The organism is Escherichia sp. E14S1 (assembly GCF_004211995.1).
Lineage (GTDB): Bacteria > Pseudomonadota > Gammaproteobacteria > Enterobacterales > Enterobacteriaceae > Escherichia.
This window is the reverse complement of the sequence record NZ_RHJQ01000014.1, coordinates 39,099-56,647: the sequence shown is the minus strand read 5'-3', so window position 1 is coordinate 56,647 and position 17,549 is coordinate 39,099. Positions and strand designations below refer to the sequence as shown.

15 protein-coding genes and 1 pseudogene are annotated in these 17,549 nt (G+C 52.1%); 11 read left to right on the top strand and 5 right to left on the bottom strand.

Annotated features, from left to right (window positions below; translation table 11 throughout):
• Positions 1-90: 90 nt before the first annotated feature.
• A complete protein-coding gene (locus tag D9734_RS16565; RefSeq protein ID WP_130208981.1) occupies positions 91-1,815 on the top strand; it encodes a DUF4153 domain-containing protein in 1,725 nt (574 codons plus the stop codon).
• Positions 1,816-1,945: 130 nt separating this feature from the next.
• Here D9734_RS16565 and hslO read toward each other — a convergent pair whose 3' ends face one another.
• The 4 genes from hslO to igaA all read right to left on the bottom strand — a co-directional run bounded on the left by hslO (position 1,946) and on the right by igaA (position 6,129).
• Entirely contained in the window at positions 1,946-2,824 is an 879-nt protein-coding gene (hslO, locus tag D9734_RS16560; protein WP_130208979.1) for an Hsp33 family molecular chaperone HslO, read from the bottom strand.
• 24 nt (positions 2,825-2,848) lie between these two features.
• On the bottom strand, positions 2,849-3,250 hold the full coding sequence (hslR, locus tag D9734_RS16555) for a ribosome-associated heat shock protein Hsp15 (RefSeq protein WP_000660493.1): 402 nt from the start codon (positions 3,248-3,250) through the stop codon (positions 2,849-2,851).
• A gap of 10 nt (positions 3,251-3,260) precedes the next feature.
• Positions 3,261-3,929, bottom strand: coding sequence for a GMP/IMP nucleotidase (yrfG, locus tag D9734_RS16550; RefSeq protein WP_130208977.1), 669 nt, complete (start codon positions 3,927-3,929; stop codon positions 3,261-3,263).
• A gap of 64 nt (positions 3,930-3,993) precedes the next feature.
• Complete coding sequence (igaA, locus tag D9734_RS16545) at positions 3,994-6,129, bottom strand: intracellular growth attenuator protein IgaA (protein WP_130208975.1); 2,136 nt, start codon at positions 6,127-6,129, stop codon at positions 3,994-3,996.
• A gap of 321 nt (positions 6,130-6,450) precedes the next feature.
• Here igaA and nudE point away from each other — a divergent pair, with 321 nt between their 5' ends.
• The gene (gene nudE / locus D9734_RS16540) at positions 6,451-7,011 is read left to right on the top strand and encodes an ADP compounds hydrolase NudE (protein WP_126511443.1); all 561 of its coding nucleotides are present in this window, start codon (positions 6,451-6,453) and stop codon (positions 7,009-7,011) included.
• Positions 7,012-7,177: 166 nt separating this feature from the next.
• Here the strand turns inward: nudE and mrcA are convergent, their stop codons facing one another.
• Positions 7,178-9,730: a peptidoglycan glycosyltransferase/peptidoglycan DD-transpeptidase MrcA gene (gene mrcA / locus D9734_RS16535; protein ID WP_130208973.1), complete on the bottom strand. Its 2,553-nt coding sequence runs from the start codon at positions 9,728-9,730 to the stop codon at positions 7,178-7,180.
• Between the two features lie 119 nt (positions 9,731-9,849).
• On the opposite strand from mrcA, the gene hofM reads away from it, so the two are divergent.
• From hofM to dam, 9 genes and pseudogenes are all read left to right on the top strand, one after another.
• Positions 9,850-10,629: a DNA utilization protein HofM gene (gene hofM / locus D9734_RS16530; RefSeq protein WP_130208971.1), complete on the top strand. Its 780-nt coding sequence runs from the start codon at positions 9,850-9,852 to the stop codon at positions 10,627-10,629.
• Positions 10,629-11,168 (top strand): PilN domain-containing protein, encoded by a 540-nt coding sequence (locus D9734_RS16525; RefSeq protein WP_130208969.1) that lies wholly within the window; start codon positions 10,629-10,631, stop codon positions 11,166-11,168. Before hofM ends, D9734_RS16525 begins: the two co-directional genes overlap by 1 nt.
• Complete coding sequence (locus D9734_RS16520) at positions 11,152-11,592, top strand: DNA utilization protein HofO (protein ID WP_130208967.1); 441 nt, start codon at positions 11,152-11,154, stop codon at positions 11,590-11,592. Before D9734_RS16525 ends, D9734_RS16520 begins: the two co-directional genes overlap by 17 nt.
• Positions 11,582-11,985 (top strand): annotated as a pseudogene (locus D9734_RS16515) (DUF2531 family protein). Before D9734_RS16520 ends, D9734_RS16515 begins: the two are co-directional and overlap by 11 nt.
• A complete protein-coding gene (hofQ, locus tag D9734_RS16510) occupies positions 11,897-13,135 on the top strand; it encodes a DNA uptake porin HofQ (protein ID WP_130208965.1) in 1,239 nt (412 codons plus the stop codon). The pseudogene D9734_RS16515 and the gene hofQ overlap by 89 nt, the downstream one beginning before the upstream one ends.
• Positions 13,136-13,535: 400 nt before the next feature.
• Positions 13,536-14,057 carry a shikimate kinase AroK gene (gene aroK, locus D9734_RS16505; protein WP_001507994.1) on the top strand — a complete coding sequence of 174 codons (522 nt, stop codon included), beginning with the start codon at positions 13,536-13,538 and terminating at the stop codon, positions 14,055-14,057.
• 56 nt (positions 14,058-14,113) lie between these two features.
• A complete protein-coding gene (aroB, locus tag D9734_RS16500) occupies positions 14,114-15,202 on the top strand; it encodes a 3-dehydroquinate synthase (protein WP_130208963.1) in 1,089 nt (362 codons plus the stop codon).
• Positions 15,203-15,293: 91 nt separating this feature from the next.
• Positions 15,294-16,592: a cell division protein DamX gene (damX, locus tag D9734_RS16495; RefSeq protein ID WP_130208961.1), complete on the top strand. Its 1,299-nt coding sequence runs from the start codon at positions 15,294-15,296 to the stop codon at positions 16,590-16,592.
• Positions 16,593-16,698: 106 nt separating this feature from the next.
• Positions 16,699-17,535 (top strand): adenine-specific DNA-methyltransferase, encoded by an 837-nt coding sequence (gene dam, locus D9734_RS16490; protein WP_130208959.1) that lies wholly within the window; start codon positions 16,699-16,701, stop codon positions 17,533-17,535.
• Positions 17,536-17,549: the final 14 nt, after the last annotated feature.

Here is a 17,549-nt window from a genome sequence, read left to right as displayed (position 1 = left end):
CGCAAAATTTTTTGTAAATTTTTCTTAAAATAAATATTAGTACTGCCTGAATGCAATAATTAACCTTCCTTTTGATTCCGGATCACGAACATGGATAACGTTGAAATTTCACCTGCAACACGGTGGGGAATGGTCGCCACTGGATTAATCCAGGGGCTGGTTTGCTATTTTCTGATAACCTGGCTGGCTGTGGACAATAACAACTGGATTGTTTACGGCATTCCTGCGACCGTGGCACTTTCATCCATTTTGTTATTCACCGTGGAATCCTTCAAACAGAAGCGTTTGTGGGGGTGGCTGGCGCTGGTATTTATTGCCACCCTGGCGATGAGCGGTTGGCTGAAGTGGCAAATTGATGGCATGAGTCCCTGGCGAGCGGACCAGGAACTCTGGGAATTTGGTTGTTATCTGCTGTTAATGGCGATGTTGTTATTGCCCTGGATACAACTGAATTTGCACGACAGAAAAGAGCGAACGAACTATAGCTTTTTTTACCAGTCAGCGTGGTATAACGCTCTAATATTGATGGTGATTTTGATCACTAATGGTCTGACATGGCTGGTACTTTTACTGTGGAGTGAGTTATTTAAACTTGTTGGCATCACGTTTTTCAGTACCCTCTTTTTTTCAACCGACTGGTTTATGTATCTTACGCTGGGCCTGGTTACCGCGCTGGCAGTCATTCTTGCGCGGACTCAATCGCGGTTAATCGCCTCTATTCAAAAGCTCTTCACGTTAATCGCCACAGGTTTGCTACCACTGGTTTCACTGCTGACGCTGCTGTTTATTATCACTTTGCCCTTTGCTGGTTTGAATATGATTTCCCGCCACATCTCCGCCGCTGGGCTGCTTTTAACTCTGGCCTTTTTGCAGTTGCTCTTAATGGCCATTGTCCGCGATCCGCAAAAAGCAACGCTTCCCTGGACTGGCCCGTTGCGTTGCCTGATAAAAACGTCTCTGCTGGTGGCGCCGCTCTATGTGCTGATCGCCGCCTGGGCTATATGGATGCGGGTCGCTCAATACGGCTGGACTACCGAACGCTTGCACGGCGCACTGGCGGTGGTGGTGTTACTGGTCTGGTCGCTGGGGTATTTCGTCAGTATTGCCTGGCGTAAAGGGCAAAATCCCCTTGTTCTTCAGGGCAAAGTGAACCTTACGGTTTCGTTATTGGTGCTGGTGATACTGGTGCTTCTTAATTCACCGGTGCTGGACAGTATGCGCATTAGCGTGAACAGCCATATGGCGCGTTATCAGAGTGGCAAGAACACGCCAGACCAGGTAAGTATCTACATGCTCGAACATAGCGGTCGCTATGGGCGTGCAGCGCTTGAGTCGCTGAAAAGCGATGTCGAGTATATGAAAGACCCGAAACGCAGGCGGGGTCTGCTGATGGCGTTTGATGGAGTGCAACGTCTTCAGCAGCAGATATCGGAAAAAGCATTAGCTGATAATGTATTTATTGCCCCAGGTTCTGGCAAACCTGATACGACATTCTGGTCGGTAGTGATGAAAAATCGCTATAACGCAATGATATGTATTGAAAAAGATGCCTGCGTGCTGGTAGAGCAAGATCTGAATAGTGATGGTAGGGCTGAGCGGATCCTGTTTGCCTTTAATGATGAAAGAGTCATTGTCTATGGTGTTGATCCTGCCGGGAAAGAATGGAAAGAGATTACGATGAGTTCACTTCCGCGTGTAATAACGAAAGAGAAATTACTCACAGCGGCGAAGGATGGAAAACTGGGGACAAAGCCTAAAGTGTGGCGCGATCTTACGGTGGATGGTGAAACGCTGGATTTGAATCTGAATGAGTGACAGCGCGGTTGGATGCGGCGCCTTATCTTACCTGCGATAAATTGCATTTAATCCGTAGGCCAGATAAGCGCAGCGCATCAGGCAATTTAGTCATGATATCCGGCAGAGTCATCTCTGCCGGACATGGCGATTAATGAACCTGCGGATCTGCCGGAGACGCATTGTTGCGGATCTCGGCAATATCCATTGCATTGAACAGATAGTGGTTACCACAGTAATCACAATGCATGTCAATTTCGCCTTCTTCCGCGAGGATGCTATCAACTTCTTCATCCGGCAGCGTTTTCAGCGCGCCTGCGCAACGTTCACGCGAGCAGGTGCATTTGAATTCAACATCCTGCGGATCGTAAACCGTCACCTCTTCTTCGTGGTATAAGCGCCACAAAACTTCGTTTGCCGGTAACGTCAGCAGCTCTTCAGTTTTGATGGTTTCGGTCAGCGTCGCCAGGTGGTCGAAGTCGTCTTGCTGGGCATTTTGCGCAGGCATTACCTGCAACAACATACCGCCCGCAGCCGGTTTGCCGTCTACGTCACCGGTGCGAATAAACAGGCGCGTCGGCAGCTGTTCAGAACGCATAAAGTAATCTTCCAGGCAAGCCGCCAGGGTATCACCTTCCAGACCAACCACGCCCTGATAGCGTTCGCCTTCGCTCGGGGTAATGGTGATCACCACGTAACCATTGCCGACCAGCGTTTTCAGGTCGGCATTTTCTGGAATTTCGCCCTGCACGCGCGCCACACCACGCATCTGCTGTTTATTGTTACCGTTAATAACCGCCAGATTCATCGGACCGTCGCCTTGCAGCTGTACGGTGATATCACCATCAAACTTCAGCGTAGCGGTCAACAGGCTGGTCGCGACCAGCAGTTCTGCCAGCACGTTTTTCACCGGCTGCGGATAATCGTGATTCTCAAGGATCTGTTGCAGGGTTTCCGAAACGGTTACCAGTTCGCCGCGAACGGCAAAGTTTTCAAACAGATAGCGATGTAATTGGTCATGTTGCGGCATAATCATCTCTCTTGCAGGTGACAGTTATTCACTGTCGCCGTGTTTAAATCGTAACAGGTCACGGCGCTCTTTTTTGTCCGGGCGCCGGTCCGGGTGCGGCATGGTTAAGGCATTAAGTTTACGTGCCAGCGCCATTTTTTCGCGTTTCTCTACACTTTCCGCAGTCTCTTCATACAACAAGACCGCCTCGCTGGCGGGGCGACGCTGTTCAGTAATCGCCTTTACAATCACCGTTCGTTCGTCATTTCCCTGGCGCAGCGTGAGCGTGGCATTCAGCTCGACGACTTTACTCGGCTTGCTGCGTTGCCCGTTGTAATGCACCTTACCGCCTTCAATCATTTCGCGGGCCAGCGCGCGGGTTTTATAAAAACGGGCGGCCCATAGCCATTTATCCAGTCGAACCTCAACAGCCGGTTTTTCTTTCATGGCGTCTCCTTCACATTAGCGAGGGGATCAGGCGGCGGTAGTCATTCAGTGACGGATGGCGTTCATACTGTTTTTCGGCTATTCCAGAGTCAGGGTTGGTGACGCCGAGACAGTAACGAATACCAAATTGCGCGGCAGCATCGAGAATGGCTTCGCTGTCATCAATAAACAGCGTTCTTTCAGCTTTCAGACCCGTAGCTTCGGCCACCGCATGCCATAACCGCTGATCCTCTTTCGGATAACCAAATGTGTGGGTGGAAAGTAATAAATCAAGGTGTGCGTCCAGACCCGTATGCTCAAGTTTAACGGCCAGGTTATGTGGATGGGCGTTAGTGAGCAAAATTCGCTGCTTGCCGCTGGCTTTCAGCGCTTCGAGAAACGGAATAGTATCTTCACGCAACACAGCACGCGGCCCCATCTCGGTGGTCATCGCACAGATATCCAGACCCAGTTGCTCGCTCCAGTAATCAAGACAGTACCAGTTTAGCGTATGCTGCACGTCGTGATATTGCCGGCGCATATATTCCATTGCTTCCTGTGGCGTAACACCGTTTTTCGCGCCCCATGTTTCAGGCACCAGCTTTTGCCAAAAATAGTTATCGAAGGCGAGGTCGAGCAACGTGCCGTCCATATCCAGCAGAACGGTGTCTACGTCCTGCCAGGCAATGTTGATATGCATGGGGGAAATCTCCAGAGTGAAGCAATTTGCGCGACAGGGTAGCATAACCTGCCGCGCAAACGTGTTATTCGATGAGGCTTTCTGAAGACGTGAGCAGCGTCGGATTCAGGCAGCTTTCGTAATATTCCTTAATCTCCATCATGCGGGTGCGATGACGCTGGTAACGACGCCAGGCCTGCACGCCATTATAGATGGCACAGCCGAACATCGTCAGTAGCAGTAATGTGGTGCCGAGATAGCGCCACAGGCCAGAACGGTCCGGAATAGGGTGCAAGCTGATATGCTGCGTGCCGTTGGCATCGGTGAAAATATTGGTGACGATCCCCTCGGCGTTAAACAGTGTATGCATCAACATTTGCGCCAGCTTCTGGAAAGCGTTCCATTGTTCTTGCGCCGGGTAGTCATAAAGTGAGGCTGCTGGCCACGGTTGATCGACAAAATCGCTGCCTTCGTCGCTGACAATCAGGAAGCCGCCAGGCGCTGGGCTATTCAGTGATTGTGCCGCTCGCGCCGTTTCATGAGTGATAAACGGTGCGGTGGAAGTCGCCACCAGATTATCCAGCGATTCTGCGCTCACCGGGCGGAGTAATACATTCACACCATCAAGTTTTCCTGCGTTGGCGCGTTTCACCAGTGCGTCCCAGTCCTTACTGTTGCCAAGATTCACCAGGGCGTTTTTTAAGCGCACACAATCATCTTTGGCTGCACAGAGATCTGCTGTCTTCAGTACGATGTCGCCAAAGTCATCAAGCAAAACCATGCCGGATTTCTGAATCGCAGAACGTAATGAGGCACTGACGCGTGATTCATCTTCCGGTTTAGGGTGCAGTTGACGGTTTACTGCTTCGGTCAACGCCGTAGCTTTGTTAACCAGTTCCGATTCCGGTAATGGCAATGAACGGGCGTCATTCCAGATGATTTGCGAGCAGTCAAACGGCAAAAACGGTGAATTGGTTTTCGCGCTCCAGGTGCCGGAAGTGCGGATATTACACATGCCTGTACCACTTAGACGTAAGGTATCGCCTACGCGTACGCCAGCGTCCGCGAGCTGTTTAACACTGGTGGCCTCAATAGTCTGCGCGCCTTTCATCCACGAGAGAGTGAATTTCAGCGGCATATCCAGTGGGATCCAGAACAGCAGCATAAACAAGACTATCAGCGAACCGGCTGCGATAACCGTGCTGCGTAGCCAGTGCTGCAACGGGAAGTTTTTTACTTCGTCATGCAGCGAAAGATAGCGCCCCTGGCGCACGACGTGACGGTCGAGGTAGATATCGATATCGGTTTGTTGTCCGAGATCCTGGGCAATGTAAGGTTGCCAGTGCGCGGGGTAGACCAGATCGATAATACCAAGCGAAATATTGTTAATCTGTTCCTGAGAGTTTTCACCAAACAGCCCCCAGCGACGCGGTGTCCCGCGCAGGCAGTGGATTTCCCTTAGAGAGGATTTGGCAGGTGGCGCATATAATCCCCACAGGCCCGCGCCCAGCAGCAGCAGCGCGCCGCCAACTAACCACGGGACAAATACATCCGGGGTCACCAGGCAGAAATAGAACATCAGGAATGAGGCGACAATCAGCAGCGCTTCCCGCAATCCTCGTGGGCGGCTAAGTGCATACTCTTCGTGCGTTTCCTGGCGAATGTTGAGCAACTCAATTTGTTCGCTCTCTTCACCGCGAATCGATGCCTGCGTTGATGGAATAGGTTGTAACGTGTAACCGCGAGTCTCCTGCATATACTCTTGCAGCGTATGGCCGTTGAGTGAAATGACTAATGGGAGTGAGTCGGTATAAATCAGTTCAACGGTGTTTTCGTCGTTGATGTACTGCTCCCAGAAAGGCGGCAGGTGGACTTCTACCGAGTCAAGGTAGTAGCGCCATTTATTGGGATCGTCGGTAGAGATGCCATAACGTGTGATAGCGTGCGTCAGCATCATCACATTATTGCTTTCGGCGTTCAGCGTCAGAGAGACAGGCGCCGTGCTGGCCCCCGTCGGACCGGGAACCTGCAAAATCTGCGTCAGGCTCTCGAGATAATTTTCAACAGCGCTACGTTCTTCCGGAGTGAGTTTGCGCGTTTGCGCATCAGCGAAGGCGTTAGCCCAGGGCAATTGTCGCCGCCTGGTGCGGGTTTTTATCAGCCATCCCGCAAGTAGTGAGCAGGCCAGCAAAGCAGCTAAAAAAATCACAATGGTGCTCATGCTTTCCCCATCTTACTTAATTTGTCAGGCGTGATTATTCGCACCCTGGACACAATATAGGATTCTGCGGTTGGCTATCGGCAAGCGTGGAGTTGAACTTGAGCATCATTAAGCGCATCCCAGTAACCGCTGATCATAGCAAACCCTCTGAGGGCGGAATATCAGCAAATTCCTGGAGTTATTTCAACCTATTGACTTTTAATTTGATTTGAGAACGATTATTTATCAGGTTGCATAAATGTAAATAACATGCAATTCACATTGCCGAAACGGTGTCCGATATCGCACAATAAATACTGATTTCACTGCAAAGATTCCACAATGAGAAAATCATTACAAAAACCCACCATTCTGAATGTTGAAACTGTAGCCCGTTCCCGACTGTTTACCGTCGAAAGCGTGGATCTGGAGTTCAGCAATGGCGTGCGGCGTGTTTATGAACGAATGCGTCCAACCAACAGGGAAGCGGTGATGATTGTGCCTATTGTGGACGACCATCTGATCCTGATTCGTGAGTACGCGGTGGGAACTGAATCCTACGAGTTAGGGTTTTCGAAAGGGCTGATTGATCCCGGTGAAAGCGTCTACGAAGCAGCTAACCGCGAGCTAAAAGAAGAAGTGGGATTTGGTGCGAACGATCTGACTTTTTTGAAGAAACTCAGCATGGCGCCGTCTTACTTTTCCAGCAAAATGAATATTGTGGTGGCGCAAGATCTCTACCCGGAATCGCTGGAAGGCGATGAGCCGGAGCCGCTACCGCAGGTTCGCTGGCCGCTGGCGCATATGATGGATTTGCTCGAAGATCCTGACTTCAATGAAGCGCGCAATGTCAGCGCGCTGTTCCTGGTACGTGAGTGGTTGAAGGGGCAGGGGCGGTTGTAAATACGTAGATCTTGCCTGATGCGTCATACATATCAGGCCTACGGGATTCCTGCAATGTATTGAGTTTTCAAGATTTTGCATGCCGGCTAAGGCGTTCATGCCGCATCCGGCATGAACAACGCGCACTTTGCCAGCAAACTGAAAAGGCGCCGAAGCGCCTTTTTAATCAGAACAATTCCTGTGCCTCACCATTATCGATAATGGTCGTTCCCACCTCGCGCACCGCCTGCTGTGTAGGCTGTGTACCTTCAATGAAGTACTCTTCGCGGCTGTTGCCGCCGCTGGCCAGTTGCCCAGTGCTGCGATCGATATTCACCGTCACAATACCCGGCGGCGGCGTCAGCGGTTGTTCCGGTACGCCTTCCAGAACGGCTTTCATATAAGCGTCCCATGCAGGCTGCGCGCTTTTAGCACCACCTTCATAACCAGAGATCTGATCTTTAATTGCCCCGGAAGCCGTGGTATGACCGAGATTACGACGGTGGTCGTCAAAGCCAATCCATACTGAGGTTACTACGCCTGGTCCGTAACCCGAGAACCATGCATCCTTCGAGCTGTTGGTGGTCCCGGTTTTCCCGCCGATATCATGACGTTGCAAATCACGACCTGCGCGCCAGCCAGTACCTTGCCAGCCTGGTTCACCAAAGATATTGGTGTTCAGTGCGCTCTTAATCAGGAATGCCAGCGGAGTGCTGATAACGTGCGGTGCATACTCCTGCGCGCCGGTCTTCGCGACTAATGTCTGATTAGCTTGCTCCAGTTGCGGCATCGGCACCGAAACATTTTGCTGCTCGCGGGAGATAGCCACGTCTTCAACGTCGTTATTTTCCAGCACGTTCGATTTTTGCGTATCGCCATAAATCACCGGGATATCGCATTCCGGGCAAGCTACTTTCGGTTTCGCTTCGAAAATCACGCCGCCCTGGTCGTTTTCAATTTTGCTGATAAACCACGGATCCACCAGGAAGCCACCGTTCGCCATTACTGCATAGCCGCGCGCCACCTGCAGCGGCGTGAAGGACGCGGAACCCAGCGCCAGCGATTCGGTATGAACAATGTTTTGCGCCGGGAAGCCGAAGCGTTGCAGATACTCTGCAGCGTAGTCGACGCCCATAGCCCGCATTGCACGCACCATCACTACGTTCTTCGACTGACCCAGTCCCTGACGTAAACGGATTGGACCGGCATATTGCGGTGGTGAGTTTTTCGGCTCCCAGTCAGAACCAGCACCGGCGTCCCAGCGGGAAATCGGCACATCGTTCAGCATACTTGCCAGCGTCAGACCTTTATCCATTGCTGCGGTGTAGAGGAACGGTTTGATATTCGACCCCACCTGACGCAGCGCCTGAGTTGCGCGGTTAAACTTGCTCTGGTTGAAGTCAAAGCCACCAACCAGCGCCATGACGGCACCGTTTTGCGGATTGATCGACACAAGCGCCGAGTTCACCTCTGGCACCTGCGCCAGCCACCAGGCATCGCCAACCTGGCGAACCCAGATTTGCTGACCCGTTTGCACCACATCAGTCACTTTACGCGGCGTCGGTCCCTGTTGAGTGTCTGAACGGTAAGGACGCGCCCAGCGAACGCCTTCCATACGCAACGTTACGGACGTTCCGTCAGCCAGCATCGCTGTCGCTTCCTGCGGATTGGTGCTGGTAACTGCGGCAGGCAGCAGCGGACCGTAAGTCGGCAACGCTTTCAGAGTATTGGTTATCTTTTTGGTGTCCCACGCCGTCTCACCCACTTTCCACAGCACATTAGCCGGGCCGCGATAACCGTGACGCATGTCGTAGTCCAGCACGTTGTTACGTACCGCTTGCTGCGCGGCCTGCTGAACTTTGCGGGTAATGGTGGTGTAAATGCGATAACCGTCTTCATAAGCGCTTTCGCCGTAACGGCTATACATCTCCTGACGCACCATTTCGGTGAGATACGGCGCCGAGAAGGCAATTTCCGGCGCGTGATAATTGGCGTTAATCGGCTCACTACGCGTCTGATCATATTGCTGCTGGGTGATATACCCTTCGCTCAACATACGCGACAGCACAACGTTACGCCGCGCGACGGCGCGATCCATTGAGTAGAGCGGGTTGAAAGTGGATGGGGCTTTTGGCAGCCCGGCAATCACCGCCATTTCGTTCAGCGTCAGTTGGTCGACCGTTTTACCGAAATAGACTTGTGCCGCAGCACCGACACCATAGGCGCGGTAACCGAGGTAAATCTTGTTCAGATAAAGCTCGAGGATCTCGTCTTTAGTCAGCAACTGTTCAATACGAATCGCGAGGAAGACTTCCTTAATCTTACGCATCAGCGTGCGTTCCGGACTGAGGAAGAAGTTTCTCGCCAGTTGCTGGGTAATGGTACTCGCCCCTTGTGACGCGTGACCAGAGAACAACGCCACACTTGCCGCACGGAAGATCCCCACCGGGTCAACGCCGTGATGCTCATAAAAGCGGCTGTCCTCCGTCGCGATAAAGGCTTTCACCATTTCCGGCGGGATTTGATCCAACGTAACCGGAATACGACGTTTTTCACCATATTGCGCAATTAGCTCGCCATCGGCGCTGTAAATCTGCATCGGAATTTGCAGGCGAACATCTTTTAATGTCGCCACATCCGGCAGTTGTGGCTCGATGTAGCGGTAGAGGCCATAAATCGAGCCTGCTCCCAGCAGAATGCAACAGACTGCAAGGATCAATAAATACTTTACGAACTTCACTGGAAATTTCCGATTTGGTTTCATTTGGGCAGTTTATAAACAAACGCGCGGTAGTATAAAGGCAAGCCAGACGCATTGATATACCCGTCAGAGTGACGGGTGATAAGGAGATCATCACAATGGCATTTAAGAACTGGCAAATTGGGTTGCATTTACAACAGCAAGAAGCGGTGGCGGTTGCTATCGTGCGTGGTGCAAAAGAATGTTTTTTGCAACGTTGGTGGCGCTTGCCGCTGGCGACAGACATTATCAAAGATGGACGCATTCTCGATACAGAGCGGCTGGCAAAAACGTTGTTACCGTGGAGTCGTGAACTGCCGCATCGACATCACATTATGCTGGCATTTCCTGCTGGTCGAACGTTACAGAGGGCATTTCCACGCCCGGCGATGTCTCTCGGTGAGCGAGAGCAAACGGCATGGCTGGCAGGCACAATGGCACGCGAGCTGGATATGGAACCGGACTCCCTGCGCTTCGATTATAGCGAAGATTCACTAAGCCCGGCCTATAACGTGACCGCCGCGCAAAGCAAAGAGTTGGCAACGTTACTTACCCTGGCAGAAAGATTGCGTGTTCACGTTAGCGCGATTACCCCGGATGCCTGCGCTTTACAACGGTTTCTGCCTTTTTTACCCCCTCACAAGCAATGTCTGGCCTGGTGTGACCACGAACAGTGGTTGTGGGCGACGCGCTATAGCTGGGGGCGCAAGCTGGTGGTGGGGGTGACAAGCGCGAATGACCTTGCAGCGATGTTATCCGTGGATCCCGACAGTATCGCAATATGCGGCGAAGGCGGATTTGACCCCTGGGAGGCGGTTTCTGTTCGTCAGCCGCCGCTACCGCCACCAGGTGGAGACTTCGCCATTGCGCTGGGGCTGGCGCTTGGGGAGAGTCGCTAATGAACCCACCAATCAATTTTTTGCCCTGGCGACAGCAACGCCGTGCGGCCTTTTTTCGCTTCTGGTTGCAGATGTTTGTTGCCCCTCTGCTGCTGACCATAGGGATAACGCTAATGCAGCGTCTGGCATATAACGCCGAAGCACGCGTAGACGCCATTTTGCTCAAGGGAGAACAACAACTCGCCCGTAGCTTACAGGTCACTAAGCCACGTTTGCTGGAACGCCAACAGTTACGCGAACAGCATTTGCGACGTCAGCGTCAGCGACAATTTACCCGCGACTGGCAACCAGCGCTGGAAGCGCTGGCGACGCTTTTACCAGAAAAAGCCTGGCTGACCACGCTGAGCTGGCAGCAGGGAACGCTGGAAGTCAAAGGACTTACGTCGAACATCACAGCACTAAATGTGTTGGAGAAGTCACTCCGTGAGGATGCCTCTTTTCAGCTCAACCAGCGAGGGACCACGCAGCAGGATGCACAAGGGCGCTGGCAATTTGCGTATCAGTTAACAAGGAAGGTTAGCGATGAACTCGCTCTTTGACTGGTGGTTTACCACATCTCCTCGTACCCGTCAGTTTGGCTGGTCAGTCTGGTTGCTGGTGTTATTCACAATCATCGTTCTTTCATTGGCCCATCAGGAAGAGAGCGACGCATTAATTCGACTGCGGGCAAGTAATCACCAGCAGTGGGCTGCACTGCATCGCCTGGTAGACACCACACCCATCCGCGAAGAAAAGACGTTGCCCTTTTCGCCGCTGGATTTTCAGTTGCCTGGCGCGCAACTGGTTTACTGGCATCCGTCCGCCCAGGGAGGGGAGTTGGCGTTGAAAACGCCCTGGGAAGCGGTGCCGTCGGCATTTACACGACTGGCAGAGCGCAACGTCAGCGTAAGTCGTTTTTCGTTAAGCGTGGAAGGTGATGAACTCTTGTTCACGCTCCAACTGGAGGGGGCGAATGATGGCTAAACGTTGGCTGCTGGCTGGTGTTGCATTATGGCTATTAACCGGCATGCGCGACCCGTTTAAACCACCGGAAGATCTATGCCGGATTAGCGAACTTACCCAGTGGCGCTATCAGGGGATGGTAGAAGAGGCGAGCGCGTTATTGGCGTAATAAAAGATGGGCAAAAGAAATGGCGACGGGTGCAGCAAAACGATGTGCTGGAAAACGGCTGGACGATCTTACAGCTGACGCCAGACACACTAACGCTGGGAACCGGGACAAACTGCGAACCGCCACAGTGGTTGTGGCAACGGCAAGGAGATACAAATGAAGCAATGGATAGCCGCACTACTGTTGATGATGATGCCCATCGTGCAGGCGGCAAAGCCGCAAAAAGTCACGCTGATGGTGGATGACGTTCCGGTTGCTCAGGTTTTGCAGGCGCTGGCCGAACAGGAGAAGCTAAACCTGGTGGTGTCGCCAGACGTCAGCGGTACGGTATCGCTACATTTAACGGATGTTCCCTGGAAGCAGGCGCTACAAACCGTAGTGAAAAGCGCCGGGCTGATAACGCGTCAGGAAGGCAATATTCTTTCAGTGCATTCCGTTGCCTGGCAAAATGAAAATATCGCCCGCCAGGAGGCAGAGAAAGCACGGGCGCAGGCAAACCTGCCGCTGGAAAATCGCAGCATTACCCTGCAATACGCCGATGCCGGAGAGTTGGCGAAAGCGGGGGAGAAGCTACTTAGCGCCAAAGGCAGCATGACCGTTGATAAACGTACCAATCGCCTTTTGTTGCGCGATAACCAGGCGGCGTTAACTGCACTGGAACAGTGGGTCATGCAAATGGATTTGCCGGTAGGCCAGGTTGAACTGTCGGCACACATTGTCACCATTAATGAAAAAAGTCTGCGCGAGTTAGGCGTGAAATGGACGCTGGCCGATGCGCAACAAGCTGGCGGCGTTGGGCAAGTGACTACGCTCGGTAGCGATCTCGCGGTGGCGACGGCGACGACGCATATCGGTTTTAACATTGGGCGGATCAACGGACGTTTGCTGGATCTGGAGCTTTCCGCACTAGAACAGAAACAGCAACTGGATATCATCGCCAGTCCACGTTTACTGGCTTCGCATCTCCAGCCTGCCAGCATTAAACAGGGAAGCGAAATTCCGTATCAGGTTTCCAGTGGTGAAAGTGGTGCAACATCGGTGGAGTTTAAAGAGGCGGTACTGGGAATGGAGGTCACGCCCACGGTGTTACAAAAAGGTCGCATCCGGCTGAAATTACACATCAGCCAGAACGTTCCGGGGCAGGTCCTTCAACAAGCCGATGGCGAAGTGCTGGCAATTGACAAGCAGGAGATCGAAACGCAAGTCGAGGTCAAAAGCGGAGAAACGTTGGCGCTGGGCGGCATTTTTACCCGTAAAAATAAATCGGGTCAGGATAGCGTACCGCTGTTGGGTGACATTCCCTGGTTCGGGCAATTATTTCGTCATGACGGAAAAGAAGATGAACGACGTGAGTTAGTGGTGTTTATCACGCCACGACTGGTTTCCAGTGAGTAAACCGCCGCAAAAGCGGTGATGTTTTTACGTTGAACGTGTTTCATCTATTTGACGCGCGCAGGTATTTAGCATACAAGGAGTACCGATTTGAGAGTTGGTGCTCTTAGCTGCCTGCGTTTTATGATGATGATTTATCATTCAGGCGGCATTTTGCTGTCTTTTTTACGCTAATCTTACCCGGTGATTTATCGCCAAAGCGGTGATAGCAAGGCAGCATGCCTGCAGCGACCAGATATGCAGAGGGATGGGTGATTTATTCAGTTGCCAAACCTGCTGGAGTATTGAGATAATTTTCAGTCTGACTCTCGCAATATCTTATGAGGTTTCAGTTCATGTCCCGCTGCGCTCTCTGAGCGAAGCGGGTTTATCATTAACGAATAGTCTTAGTAGTACCGAAAAAATGGCAGAGAAACGCAATATCTTTCTGGTTGGGCCTATGGGTGCCGGAAAAAGCACTATTGGGCGCCAGTTAGCTCAACAACTCAATATGGAATTTTACGATTCCGATCAAGAGATTGAGAAACGAACCGGAGCTGATGTGGGCTGGGTTTTCGATTTAGAAGGCGAAGAAGGCTTCCGCGATCGCGAAGAAAAGGTCATCAATGAATTGACCGAGAAGCAGGGTATTGTGCTGGCTACTGGCGGCGGCTCTGTGAAATCCCGCGAAACGCGTAACCGTCTTTCCGCTCGTGGCGTTGTCGTTTATCTTGAAACGACCATCGAAAAGCAACTTGCACGCACGCAGCGTGATAAAAAACGCCCGTTGCTGCACGTTGAAACACCGCCACGTGAAGTTCTGGAAGCGTTGGCCAATGAACGCAATCCGCTGTATGAAGAGATTGCCGACGTGACCATTCGTACTGATGACCAAAGCGCTAAAGTGGTCGCAAACCAGATTATTAACATGCTGGAAAGCAACTAATTCTGGCTTTAAATACACTCGTCTGCGGGTACAGTAATTAAGGTGGATGTCGCGTTATGGAGAGGATAGTCGTCACTCTCGGGGAACGTAGTTACCCAATTACCATCGCATCTGGTTTGTTTAACGAACCAGCTTCATTCTTACCGCTGAAATCGGGCGAGCAGGTGATGTTGGTCACCAACGAAACCCTGGCTCCTCTGTATCTCGATAAGGTCCGCGGCGTACTTGAACAGGCGGGTGTTAACGTCGATAGCGTTATCCTCCCTGACGGCGAGCAGTATAAAAGCCTGGCAGTACTCGACACCGTCTTTACAGCGTTGTTGCAAAAGCCGCATGGCCGCGATACTACACTGGTTGCACTTGGCGGCGGTGTGGTGGGCGATCTTACCGGTTTCGCGGCGGCGAGCTATCAGCGCGGCGTTCGCTTCATTCAAGTCCCAACGACGCTATTGTCGCAGGTTGACTCCTCCGTTGGCGGCAAAACCGCGGTAAACCATCCCCTCGGTAAAAACATGATTGGCGCGTTTTACCAACCTGCATCGGTGGTGGTAGATCTCGATTGTCTGAAAACGCTTCCTCAGCGTGAGTTGGCTTCGGGGCTAGCGGAAGTCATCAAATACGGCATTATTCTTGACGGCGAGTTTTTCCATTGGCTGGAAGAGAATCTCGACGCGCTGCTTCGTCTGGATGGCCCTGCAATGGCGTACTGTATTCGCCGCTGCTGTGAGCTGAAAGCAGAAGTTGTCGCCGCCGACGAGCGTGAAGCTGGCTTACGTGCTTTACTCAATCTTGGACATACCTTTGGTCATGCCATTGAAGCTGAAATGGGCTATGGTAATTGGCTACACGGTGAAGCGGTTGCTGCGGGTATGGTAATGGCGGCGCGCACATCGGAACGTCTCGGGCAGTTCAGTTCTGCCGAAACGCAGCGTATTATTACCCTGCTCACGCGGGCTGGGTTACCGGTCAATGGGCCGCGCGAAATGTCCGCGCAGGCATATTTACCGCATATGCTGCGTGACAAGAAAGTTCTTGCGGGAGAAATGCGCTTAATTCTTCCGCTGGCAATTGGTAAGAGCGAAGTTCGCGGCGGTGTTTCGCACGATATCGTTCTTAACGCCATTGCTGATTGTCAGTTAGCGTAACAACAAGAAAGGTCAGGCCGCTTATCCGGCGGTTTATTAGCTTCAGGTTAATTGCAACGTGGTAAGCATTAACCTTTTAGTGGGGTGTTAAATGGATGAATTCAAACCAGAAGACGAGCTGAAACCCGATCCCAGCGATCGTCGTACTGGTCGTTCTCGTCAATCTTCTGAGCGTTCTGAACGTACTGAACGTGGCGAACCGCAGATCAATTTTGATGATATTGAACTTGATGATACGGATGATCGCCGTCCGACCCGCGCGCAAAAAGAGCGCGATGAGGAACCGGAAATCGAACAAGAATATGACGAATCCGAAGATGAAACGGTGGATGAAGAGCGTGTAGAGCGGCGTCCGCGTAAGCGCAAAAAAGCAGCCAGCAAACCTGCTTCTCGTCAGTATATGATGATGGGCGTCGGTATTCTGGTTCTGTTGCTGTTGATCATCGGTATCGGTTCTGCGTTAAAAGCCCCCTCGACCTCTTCCAGCGATCAAACTGCGTCTGGCGAGAAGAGTATTGATCTTGCTGGCAATGCGACCGATCAGGCGAATGGCGTGCAGCCAGCACCGGGAACCACGTCTGCGGAAAATACTCAGCAGGATGTTTCTCTGCCGCCGATTTCTTCTACGCCGACCCAGGGGCAGACCCCGGCGGCAACGGATGGTCAACAGCGTGTTGAAGTACAGGGTGATCTGAACAATGCCCTGACCCAGCCACAAAATCAGCAACAGCTGAACAATGTGGCGGTAAATTCGACATTGCCGACCGAACCCGCAACGGTTGCGCCAGTACGCAATGGCAATGCATCGCGCGACACGGCAAAAACGCAAACCGCTGAACGTCCGACCACCACGCGTCCGCCGCGTCAGCAGGCAGTGATTGAACCGAAAAAACCGCAAGCAACTGTGAAAACCGAACCGAAGCCGGTAGCACAGCAACCGAAGCGTACCGAACCAGCAGCGCCAGTGGCGAGCTCGAAGGCACCGGCTGCGACTTCTACGCCAGCGGCAACGCCAGCGCCGAATGCGACTGCCAGCACGGAGCCGGCACAAACGGCATCTCCGGCGCAAACCACGACAACACCAGCTGCTGGGGCGAAGAGCGCGGGTAATGTTGGTTCGTTGAAATCGGCACCGTCAAGCCATTACACTCTGCAGTTGAGCAGTTCCTCTAACTACGACAACCTGAACGGTTGGGCGAAGAAAGAGAACCTGAAAAACTACGTTGTCTATGAAACGACGCGTAATGGTCAGCCGTGGTATGTCCTGGTTTCTGGCGTGTACGCTTCGAAAGAAGAAGCGAAAAAAGCGGTATCTACATTGCCAGCCGATGTCCAGGCCAAAAATCCTTGGGCGAAACCGCTGCGTCAGGTACAGGCCGATCTGAAGTAATCAAGGCTATTTCCCGCAATGGATAACCGTTGCGGGAACTGCCTGAAGCGCTGGATGCTGTCGGAGCTTTCTCCACAGCCGGAGAAGGTGTAATTAGTTAGTCAGCATGAAGAAAAATCGCGCTTTTTTGAAGTGGGCAGGGGGCAAATATCCCTTGCTTGATGATATTAAACGGCATTTGCCTAAGGGCGAATGTCTGATTGAGCCTTTTGTTGGTGCCGGGTCGGTGTTTCTTAACACCGACTTTTCTCGTTATATCCTTGCTGATATCAACAGCGATCTGATTAGTCTCTACAACATTGTAAAGACGCGTACTGAAGAGTATGTGCAGGCTGCCCGCGAGCTGTTTGTTCCCGAAACAAATTGCGCCGAGGTCTACTATCAGTTCCGCGAAGAGTTCAACAAAAGCCAGGATCCCTTGCGTCGGGCAGTACTGTTTTTATATTTGAACCGCTACGGTTACAACGGTTTGTGCCGTTACAATCTGCGCGGTGAATTTAATGTGCCGTTTGGCCGTTATAAAAAGCCCTATTTCCCGGAAGCTGAGTTGTATCATTTTGCCGAAAAAGCGCAGAATGCCTTTTTCTATTGTGAGTCTTACGCCGACAGCATGGCGCGCGCAGATGATGCATCCGTCGTCTATTGCGATCCGCCTTATGCGCCGCTTTCTGCGACCGCTAACTTCACGGCGTATCACACAAACAGTTTTACGCTTGAACAACAAGCCCATCTGGCGGAGATCGCAGAAGGTCTGGTTGATCGCCATATTCCTGTGCTGATCTCCAATCACGATACGATGTTAACGCGTGAGTGGTATCAGCGCGCAAAATTGCATGTCGTCAAAGTTCGACGCAGTATAAGCAGCAACGGCGGCACACGTAAAAAGGTGGACGAACTGCTGGCTTTGTACAAACCAGGAGTCGTTTCACCCGCGAAAAAATAATTCTCAAGGAGAAG